The 9,274-nt window shown below is 74.1% G+C and carries 11 protein-coding genes; 4 read left to right on the forward strand and 7 right to left on the reverse strand.

Annotated features, from left to right (window positions below):
* The first annotated feature begins 38 nt into the window (after nucleotides 1–38).
* Nucleotides 39–662: a cation transporter gene (locus B2P18_RS00735; RefSeq protein ID WP_286955399.1), complete on the forward strand. Its 624-nt coding sequence runs from the start codon at nucleotides 39–41 to the stop codon at nucleotides 660–662.
* A gap of 3 nt (nucleotides 663–665) precedes the next feature.
* On the opposite strand, the gene B2P18_RS00740 is transcribed toward B2P18_RS00735, so the two are convergent.
* Nucleotides 666–1,265, reverse strand: a complete 600-nt coding sequence (locus B2P18_RS00740; protein WP_286955401.1) for a TetR/AcrR family transcriptional regulator — start codon at nucleotides 1,263–1,265, stop codon at nucleotides 666–668.
* Nucleotides 1,266–1,293: 28 nt separating this feature from the next.
* On the opposite strand from B2P18_RS00740, the gene B2P18_RS00745 reads away from it, so the two are divergent.
* From B2P18_RS00745 to B2P18_RS00755, 3 genes are read left to right on the forward strand one after another with little or no spacing between them, the layout of a single operon-like run.
* Nucleotides 1,294–1,866: a hypothetical protein gene (locus B2P18_RS00745; protein ID WP_286955403.1), complete on the forward strand. Its 573-nt coding sequence runs from the start codon at nucleotides 1,294–1,296 to the stop codon at nucleotides 1,864–1,866.
* Entirely contained in the window at nucleotides 1,863–2,339 is a 477-nt protein-coding gene (locus B2P18_RS00750; RefSeq protein WP_286955405.1) for a hypothetical protein, read from the forward strand. Before B2P18_RS00745 ends, B2P18_RS00750 begins: the two co-directional genes overlap by 4 nt.
* Before the next feature lie 4 nt (nucleotides 2,340–2,343).
* A complete protein-coding gene (locus B2P18_RS00755) occupies nucleotides 2,344–2,772 on the forward strand; it encodes a VOC family protein (protein WP_286955407.1) in 429 nt (142 codons plus the stop codon).
* A gap of 28 nt (nucleotides 2,773–2,800) precedes the next feature.
* Here the strand turns inward: B2P18_RS00755 and B2P18_RS00760 are convergent, their stop codons facing one another.
* The 6 genes from B2P18_RS00760 to B2P18_RS00785 form a co-directional block, all read right to left on the reverse strand.
* Nucleotides 2,801–3,199 (reverse strand): YchJ family protein, encoded by a 399-nt coding sequence (locus B2P18_RS00760; protein ID WP_286955409.1) that lies wholly within the window; start codon nucleotides 3,197–3,199, stop codon nucleotides 2,801–2,803.
* Complete coding sequence (locus B2P18_RS00765) at nucleotides 3,196–3,864, reverse strand: NUDIX domain-containing protein (protein WP_286955410.1); 669 nt, start codon at nucleotides 3,862–3,864, stop codon at nucleotides 3,196–3,198. The genes B2P18_RS00760 and B2P18_RS00765 overlap by 4 nt, the downstream gene beginning before the upstream one ends.
* Nucleotides 3,865–3,870: 6 nt before the next feature.
* The gene (locus tag B2P18_RS00770; protein WP_286955412.1) at nucleotides 3,871–5,583 is read right to left on the reverse strand and encodes a CTP synthase; all 1,713 of its coding nucleotides are present in this window, start codon (nucleotides 5,581–5,583) and stop codon (nucleotides 3,871–3,873) included.
* 67 nt (nucleotides 5,584–5,650) lie between these two features.
* On the reverse strand, nucleotides 5,651–6,739 hold the full coding sequence (locus B2P18_RS00775; RefSeq protein ID WP_029210408.1) for a glycosyltransferase: 1,089 nt from the start codon (nucleotides 6,737–6,739) through the stop codon (nucleotides 5,651–5,653).
* Between the two features lie 25 nt (nucleotides 6,740–6,764).
* Nucleotides 6,765–8,432: a murein biosynthesis integral membrane protein MurJ gene (gene murJ, locus B2P18_RS00780; RefSeq protein WP_051273982.1), complete on the reverse strand. Its 1,668-nt coding sequence runs from the start codon at nucleotides 8,430–8,432 to the stop codon at nucleotides 6,765–6,767.
* On the reverse strand, nucleotides 8,414–9,274 hold an 861-nt coding region (locus B2P18_RS00785; protein WP_286955416.1), incomplete at its 5' end, for a hypothetical protein. The genes B2P18_RS00785 and murJ, both read right to left, overlap by 19 nt.

Genomic DNA, 9,274 nt, shown 5'->3' on the forward strand with positions numbered 1-9,274 from the left:
CGGACTCACGTGCTCCCGGCTAAACGACAATGGGCCGTATGCCGTCCGCGCCCACCGCCATCACCCCCGCCGTCCTGCGCCGGACGGTGCTCGTCGTGGCCGCCCTCAACCTGGCGTACTTCGTCGTCGAGGCGGGGGTCGCGCTCACCATCGGGTCGGTGTCGCTGTTCGCCGACTCGGTGGACTTCCTGGAGGACACCGCGGTCAACCTGCTGATCGCCCTCGCGCTCGGCTGGTCGCTGCACGCCCGGTCGCTCGCGGGCCGGGCCATGGCGGCGATCATCTGCGTGCCGGCCCTCGCCGCCGCGTGGCAGGCGTTCGCCAAGGTCTCGGACCCGCAGGCGCCGGACGTCCGCGCGCTGCTCGTCACCGCCGGCGGCGCGATCCTCGTCAACACCCTGTGCACGTGGGTCCTGGCTCGGATCCGCCACCACGGCGGGTCGATGACGGCGGCGGCCTTCCTGGCGGCGCGCAACGACGTCGTCGTCAACGCCGCGATCATCGTCATGGGTCTGGTGACCTGGTGGACGGGCTCGGGCTGGCCGGACATCGTGCTCGGCCTGGTCATCGTGGTGGTCAACGTGACCGCGGCCCGCGAGGTGTGGGAGCTCGCGGAGGAGGAGCGGCTGGCGGCGAAGGCCCTCGCCGGAGAGATCGACTGAGGCTCAGGGCTTCTCGGGCTTCTCGAGGTCGAGGATGGCGGCGGCAGCCGCGACGCAGGCCTCGTCGATCCACGGGGGCAGCGGCATACCGCTCCCGATGAACGGCCGGACCAGGCCGTAGGGACACTGGCGGACGGCCAGCGCCATGACCTGCTCGAGGTGGTCCTCGCGCCTGCCGTAGAACGCCGCGGCCTGCTCCCGGCCCAGCTCCCGCACCTCGTCGTTGAGCGTGCGCACCTCGTCCTCGAGGTGCGCGGGCGGCGCGGCGAGCAGCTGCCGCTGGCGGTAGAGCGTCATCGCGAGCGCCACGTCGGGATGGTCGCGGCACCAGCGCGGGATGTGGATCGCCTGCGCCAGCAAGGCTTCTCGCGGGTCGTCGATCTCGCGCGTGGCCAGCAGCCCGACGTGGAAGGCCCGGATCGACCGCAGCCACAGCGCGACGAACAGGTGCTCGCGCGACGCGTAGCGGTGGTAGATCGACCCCATCGGGGCCCCGACCTCCTGGGCCACCTGCGCCAGGGTCGCCGAGGTGCCATGGGCCGCAACGGCTCTCAGGGCGCCGTCGAGCAGGTCCTCGGTCGTGAACTTCGCGGGTCTTGCCATGGCTGCATCCTAGGCCTAGTTTTAGATCATGTTCACTAGAACCGGAGTTCTAGAAAACTCCTCGCCCCTGGCCACCGCGCTGCCCGACGCGGAGTTCGTCGAGCACCACGACATCATCGTCGCCGCCACCCCCGACCGCGTCTGGGACGCCCTCCTCGCCACCCGCTGGGCCGACCTCCTGATCGCCCGGCCGCTCATCGCCGTGCGCAGCGGCGGGCGGCTCGACGTCGGCAACGACCTCCTCACCGACCCGCGCGGCCCCGGCCGACCGACCCACCTCGAGCCACCGAGCTACTACTCCAGCGGGATGGTCGGACGCCCCTGGGAGCCCCGCGCGGACGCACAGCGCCCCATCGAGTCCCTCGACGAGCTGCGGGAGTTCGCCGAGCCGGGGTGGCTCCGCTATGGCATGGACTTCCGCCTGACCCCGTTGCCCGGCGATCGCACCCACCTCGAGACGACCACCCGCTCCGACGCGACGGACGACGTCGCCCGGCGACGCTTCCGGTCCTACTGGACCGTCATCGCGCCGTTCTCGGGGCTGCTCCGGCGCGACATCCTGCGGGCCGTCGCCCGCCGCGCGGAGCGCCCGAGCCCGTGAGCACGCGGCACCCGCCGCAGCGCTGGGCCGTGGTCGTCGCCTGGGCGGCCTTCCTGTCCACCCTCCCCTCGGCCGTATGGCGCCTGCTGATGCTCCACGGGGTCCCGCCAGGCACGGCGGACCTGCAGCGCCTGCACGCCGGCGAGGAGGGCTACGTCTGGGGACTGAGCATCGTCCAGGTCCTCGCCGGGGTGCTCGCCCTCGGTCTCGTCCAGGGCTGGGGCGAGCGGGTGGGCGCCGTCCGCATCCATCGCCTGGTCCCGGTCGTCCTGGGCACGCTCGGCGGGCTCGCCGTCACCTGGCTGTTCACGATCTCGATGACCACGCAGATCCTCACCGGCCACCGGCCCGACCAGGACACGATGCACGGGGGCCCGCTCGTGCTGATGGCGGCGTGCTACCTGCCGATCCTGCTCTGGGGTCCGTTGCTGCTGGCCGCGGTGGCGGGATACCGGCAGCGTCGGCAAGGCTAGGGCCATGGAGCCCCGCATCTCACTGGTCACGCTCGGCGTGAGCGACCTGGCCCGCTCGACCGCGTTCTACTCGACCTGGCTCGGCGTCGCCCCGGCCACCGACCACGACGACGTCACCTTCTTCGCGACCGGCGGCACGCGGCTGTCGCTCTACGGCTACGAGGCGCTGGCGGACGACGTCGGCCCGGGGTTCGCCGACCAGCAGCGCTCGCGCTTCCCCGGGATCACGCTGGCGCACAACTGTCGTGAGCGCCACGAGGTGGACGAGGTGGTCGCCGCGGCGGAGACGGCGGGCGGCACCGTCGTCAAGGCGCCGGCCGAGGCCTTCTGGGGCGGCTACTCCGGCTACGTCGCCGACCCGGACGGCTACCTGTGGGAGATCGCCTGGGGCGCCTTCCCGATCGCCGACGACGGCCAGCTGACGCTCGGCTGACCGCGAGACCGACGCCGGGCGTGCGCCGTCAGTCGCGGAACTCCCCGTCGACGTAGACCCAGCGCCCGAGCACCCGCCGGAACCGGCTGATCTCGTGCAGGACGTGCCTGCGTCCGCCCACGACGGAGTGCGCGCGGTACTCCACGGTGTCGCCCTCGGCGCGGACGGCGTCCAGCCCCGCCCACTCGCGGTCGGTGTCGAGCCGCAGGTCGCCCGGACGGGTCGCCGGGTCCCAGGTCTGCAGCAGGTGCTCCGCGTCCCCCACCACGAACGCGCTGTAGCGCGACCGCATCAGCTCCTCGGGGGTGCTCGCCTGGCGGCGGCCGACGTGCAGCGGGCGGCAGCAGTCGGCATACGGCCGGCCCGACCCGCAGGGGCACTCCTGCGGGGAGGGGCGGGACGGTATGCCGAAGGCCCCGCCGCTCATCGGTGGGCCGGGTGCTCGGGCCAGGGGCTGCCGACCGGGCGCAACGAGGACCAGCCGCCCGCACGCGAGGCGTGGGCCGCGAGGATCCCGAGGCACGCGGACGGGTTGTGCAGGCGTCCGGCCAGCACCGCGGCGTGCGCCTCGTCGAGCGAGACCCAGGCGGTCGGCATGCCGAGCTCCTCGCCCTCGCGGTCGTGGCGCTCGTCCTCGGGCACGTCGGACAGGTCGCGCGCGAGATAGATGCGGATCGCCTCGTCGTTGCCGCCAGGAGTCGTCCAGTAGTCGATGAGCACGTCCCAGCGCTCGGCGCGCAGGTCGGCCTCCTCGAGCAGCTCGCGGGACGCGGCCACGGCGGGGTCCTCCCCCTCGACGTCGAGCAGCCCGGCCGGGATCTCCCAGTCCAGGGCCCGCACGGGGTGGCGGTACTGCTGGATCAGCACGACGCGGTCCTCGGCGTCCAGCGCCACGATCGCGACCGCGCCGGGGTGGCGCAGGAACTCCCGGCGCACCTCGCCCGCCTCGCCGAGGTCCGCGGTCTCCGAGACGAGGTCGAAGACATAGCCCTCGTGCAGGACGTGCGACTCCAGGACGGGGCGCGGCTCGATGCGGTCGGCGATGTCCTCGCCGCCGACGACCGGGGTCCCGCGGAAACCGTTGTCCGTCATACGTCCTCAGCCCTTGTCGGAGGCGCGGCGGCGCGGTGCTGACGGTGCGGCGGACGCTGACGGCCCCGACGGCGCGGACGTCTCGACGCCCTGCTGCTCCAGGGCCGCCTCGACCAGACCGGCGAAGAGCGGGTGCGCGCGGTGCGGGCGGGACTTGAACTCCGGGTGCGCCTGCGTGGAGACGTAGTAGGGGTGGACCTCGCGGGGAAGCTCGACGAACTCCACGAGGGTGCCGTCGGGCGAGGTGCCGGAGAAGACGAGCCCGGCCTCCTCGAGCTGCGCGCGGTAGGCGTTGTTGACCTCGTAGCGGTGCCGGTGGCGCTCGCTGGCCTTGGTCGTGCCGTAGGCCCCTGCGACCACGGAGCCCTTGGCGAGCTTGGCGGGGTAGGCGCCGAGGCGCATCGTGCCGCCGAGGTCGCCAGCGCCCTCGACGAAGGCCTTCTGCTCGGCCATCGTGGCGATGACGGGGGCCGGGGTCTCGGGGTCGAACTCGGAGGACGAGGCGCCCTCGATGCCGGCGACGTTGCGCGCGTGCTCGATCACCATGCACTGCAGCCCGAGGCAGATGCCCAGCGTCGGGACCTTGTGCTCGCGGGCCCAGCGCAGCGCGCCGAGCTTGCCCTCGATCCCGCGCACGCCGAAGCCGCCGGGCACGAGCACCGCGTCGACCCCGCCGAGCGCCTGCTGGGCACCCTCGGGGGTCTCGCAGGTGTCGGACGCCACCCAGCGGATGGCGACGCGGGCGTCGTGGTGGAAGCCGCCGGCGCGCAGCGCCTCGGTCACCGACAGGTAGGCGTCGGGCAGGTCGATGTACTTGCCGACCAGGGCGATCTCCACCTCGTGAGCAGGCTCGTGGACGCGGCGCAGCAGCTGGTCCCAGTCCTTCCAGCTCACGTCGCGGAACTTCAGCCCGAGCCGGCGGATGACATAGGCGTCGAGCTGCTCGCGGTGGACGACCTTGGGGATGTCGTAGATGGAGGGGGCGTCGACGCAGGCGCACACGCCCTCGGCGTCGACGTCGCACATGAGCGAGATCTTCTTCTTGATGCCCTCGGGGATCTCCCGGTCGGCGCGCAGCACGAGCCCGTCGGGCTGGATGCCGACCTGGCGCAGCGCGGCGACGGAGTGCTGCGTCGGCTTGGTCTTGAGCTCACCGCTCGGCGCGAGATAGGGCACGAGCGAGACGTGCAGGAAGAAGCTGTTGTCGCGGCCGATCTCGTGCCGCACCTGCCGGGCCGCCTCGAGGAAGGGCAGCGACTCGATGTCGCCGACGGTGCCGCCGATCTCGGTGATGATGATGTCCGGAGCGTCCTTGCCCAAGGTGGCGGGCTCGCGCATCCGGTCCTTGATCTCGTTGGTGATGTGCGGGATCACCTGGACCGTGTCGCCGAGGTACTCCCCGCGACGCTCCTTGGCCAGCACGTTGTTGTAGACTTGGCCGGTCGTGACGTTGGCGCGGCCGACGAGGTTGACGTCGAGGAAGCGCTCGTAGTGGCCGATGTCCAGGTCGGTCTCGGCTCCGTCCTCGGTGACGAAGACCTCGCCGTGCTGGAAGGGGTTCATCGTGCCGGGGTCGACGTTGATGTAGGGGTCGAGCTTCTGCATCGTCACGCGCAGACCACGAGCGCGGAGCAGATGTCCGAGGCTGGAGGCCGTGAGCCCCTTGCCGAGCGAAGAGGCAACGCCTCCGGTCACGAAGATGTGCTTGGTGTCCACCACGGAGTTCGATGGTACGTCATCATTCCGTGACCTCGGGACGACAGGCCGTATGACGACCGCCCGCGTCTCAGCGGCGGGTGTCCTCGACGCACAGGGAGTACTGCGACAGGGCGGCGTCGATCGCGTCGTCCTGCGTGGGCAGCGCCTCGGCCCGGGCCAGGGCACGCGCCCGCAGGTCCTCGCGCTCGGCGGGGTCCTGCGCCACGCGCGCCACCGCGTCCGCGAGCGCCTCGGCGTCGCCGACGGGGACCAGCACGCCGGCCGACCCGACCACGGCCGCGGTGCCGCCCGCGTCGGTCGCGACGATCGCGGCGCCGGCCTCCAGCGCCTCCTGCAGGGCGAGCGGCTGCCCCTCCCAGTTGGCGGAGCTGACGACGAGGTCGGCGGCGGCGAGCAGGTCGGGGACGTCGCGGCGGTCACCTAGCAGCCGCACGGGCAGGTCGCGCTCGGCGATGTCGGTCTCGAGGTCGTGCCGCATGGGGCCCTCGCCGGCGATGACGAAGCGGATCCCGCTGCCCTTGAGCCGGGCGGCCGCGTCGAGCAGGACGGGCAGGCCCTTCTGCGTGGTGAGGCGGGCCACGACGACGGCCAGGGTGGTGCCGTCGTCGACGCCCAGCTGCTGCCGCACGGTGGCCCGGTCGGTGCGCGCCCCGGAGAACGCGGGCGCCGGGATGACGGCGTGCTCGACGCGGCGGGCGCCGAGCTCGCGCTGGCGCTCCTCGAGGTCACGGCTGACCGTGAGGACCAGGTCGGCCTTGCTGGCGACGAGCCGGTCGAGGGTGTTGTAGACCCCGCCGAGCCAGGAGCTGTCGGGCGTGGCGTTGTGCAGGGTCACGATCAGCGGGGCCAGGTGGCCGGTGCGGGCCAGGGAGCACAGGGCCCCGGCGCGGAGCCCGTGCGCATGGACGACGTCCGCGCCGTCGATGAGGGCCCGCAGCGTCTGGTGGGCGCGCAGGTCGTTGGCGGGGTGCGGCCGGTCCGAGATGGGCAGGTGGACGACGCGGGCGCCGGTGGAGCTGTAGTCGAACAGCTCGTCGGCCGACTGCGGGCACCCGACCATCACGTCGTGCCCACGGGCGACGAGACCCTGGACGAGTCCGTGGACGTGCCGCCCCATGCCGCCGGAGCTCGTACCCATGACCAGGAGGATGCGCATGGCAGTAGTTCACCACGAACGGGGATCAACCGCCCCGACGAACCGCCCCCCGGACAGCGCCGACGAGCGACCGCACGCCCGCGCGATCGGTGACGGCGGCGACACCCACCCAGACGGCGAGCGCGACCGCCCCGCTCGCGAGACCGAGGGCGACGTGCCCGGCGATGTGCCCGGCGCCCGAGGCGCTCGAGTCGGGCCACCAGCCGGCGACGAGCCGCCCGGCGACGCCGGCCAGCGGTATGGCGAGGACGGCTCCGGCCACCCCCCTGGACAGCCCGGCGGTGGCCCCGGTCCCCCAGGCCTGACGCACGGCCACGAGCAGCCCCAGCCCCGCCAGCGTCATCCCGATGCTGCTCGCCACCCCGAGGGCGGTGATCGTGGACGCCGCGGTCGCGTCCCCGGCGGTGAGGGCGAACGGCACGAGAGCCGCCACGGCCCACCCGGCCGCCGCCCAGCCGGCGGCGACGGACGGGCGCCCGCGGACGTAGAGCGCGCGGGTCAGGAGCGCGACCAGGCCGTAGCCGAGCAGCCCCGGCGCGAACGCGGTCAGGCCCAGGTCGACGGTGGTCACGAGGTCGGGCCCCTGGCCGTGGTGGCGGCCGGCGTCGATGGCGGCGAAGAACCGGCCGACCGCCGGTGCGGCCGCCACGAGGACGGCGGCCCCGAGCGAGCCCGACAGCGCCACCACGCGCACCGAGCGCGACAGGCGGGCGGAGACCTCGGGAGCGACCGGCGCGCGCTCTCCCCCACCCTGCGTCAGCGAGGGGAACACCGCCGTCGCCACCGGCACGGCGAGCACGGCGTAGGGCAGGACGTAGACCGCCTGGACGTACTGGTAGACGTTGAGCACGCCCGTCCCGCCGCGGTGGTCGGCGATCCACACGGTCGCCAGCACGGCGGCCTGCTGGGCGAGCAGGGCGACGATCCCGGCGGCGGCGAGCCGGCGCACCCGGCGCCCCGCACCGTCGGGCAGCCGCAGGGTCGGGCGCAGCCGAGCACCGCTGCGCCACAACGGGATCAGCAGCGGCAGGCTCAGCGTCACCACCCCGAGCGTCGTGCCGCCCGCGAGCGCCACCAGGGCCCCGTCCGGCAGCGTCGCGCCCGTGGCGCCGGGCGGCGCCATACGGCCGTAGGCGACGTAGGCGCCGATGACGACGAGGCTGGACAGCAGGGGGACGAGGGCGGGCCAGGCGAACCGCCGGCGGGCCTGCAGGGCTCCCGCCGCGACGACGCCGATGCCGTAGAGCGGGATCTGCGGGGCGAACCACGACAGCATCCGCGTGGCCAGCTCCCGCTGCGACGCGCACGCCTCGTCCGGCAGCAGGAAGCCCGCGACGGGATCCGCCACGAGGGCCAGGACGACGGCGAGGGGCACCAGGATCACGCAGGCCCAGCCCAGCAGGGCCGAGACGACCTGGTCGGCGCGCTCGTGGTCGTCGTCCGCGAGGTAGCCGGCCACGACGGGCACCGCGACCGCCGCCAGGGCTCCCCCGGCGGCGACCTCGTAGAGGACGTTGGGCACGGTGTTGGCGGCGGAGTAGGCCGTGCCGACGCACCCCGCCCCGACCTGGCCGGAGAAGGTCAGCCACCGGCCGAACCCCACGATCCGCGCCAGCAGGGTCAGGACGGCGATCAGTCCGCTGGCCGCCGCGATCCCCCGGACCGCGCGGGCGCTCACGTGGCGCGGCCCCACGCGTCGACGGTGCGCAGCACCGGGCTCGACTCGATCACGGCGGTGAAGCTCACCCGCTCGCTGGCCAGCACCAGACCGGTCAGTATGGCGAGCGCCACGGCCCGCCCGGGGAGCCGGCACCCGGCGACCACCGCCGTGCCGAGCAGCGCCCCGGCGGCGTTGGCCCCCGTGTCGCCCAGCATCGAGCGCCCGGCGAGGTCGTCCGGGAGCAGACCGAGGGAGGCGCCGACGGCCGCGCTCGCGAGGGTCGCGGCGTCGCGGGTGCGAGTGGGAGGGCCGACCTGGTCACGGCTGTGGGTGAGCGTCGCGGTGAGCGGCGCGGTCAGCAGGACGACCTTGAGGGCTCGCCCGGGCCGCAGGTCGAAGAGGTTGACGAGGTTGGCGGCACCCGCAACGACCGCTCCGCCGACGAGGAGCCCGAGCAGCTCGGCGGCTCCCGGACGAGCGCTCCCCCACCGGGGCCGGTCGATGAGGGCGGTGGCGAGGACACCGGTGGCGGCCAGGCCGACGATCTTGACCACGCCGGTGGTCGGCTCGCCACGACGCAGCGCGGCGAGGTGGCCACGCAGACCCTTGACCGCGGTGCTGCCGACGTGGTCGTCGAGGGCGCCCAGCGACGCTGCGGCCGTGGTGGCGAGCAGCCCTGCGCGGGCGGCCGGCGATCGGTGGATCGCCAGCGGGACGACCGCGCCCAGGGCCCAGGCGGGTCCCTCGAGGAGGGTGACCGTCCGGCCGGCGTGGTTGGTGCGGTCCCACACCGCGCGGCCCAGCGGCGGGCGGCGGGCGCCGAGCCGGGCGGCCGCCCGGGCCGCGACGGCGGCCGCGAGGGCGGCCGCGACGCC

The sequence above is a fragment of the Arsenicicoccus sp. UBA2120 genome (genome assembly GCF_002330965.1).
Taxonomy (GTDB): domain Bacteria; phylum Actinomycetota; class Actinomycetes; order Actinomycetales; family Dermatophilaceae; genus Arsenicicoccus; species Arsenicicoccus bolidensis.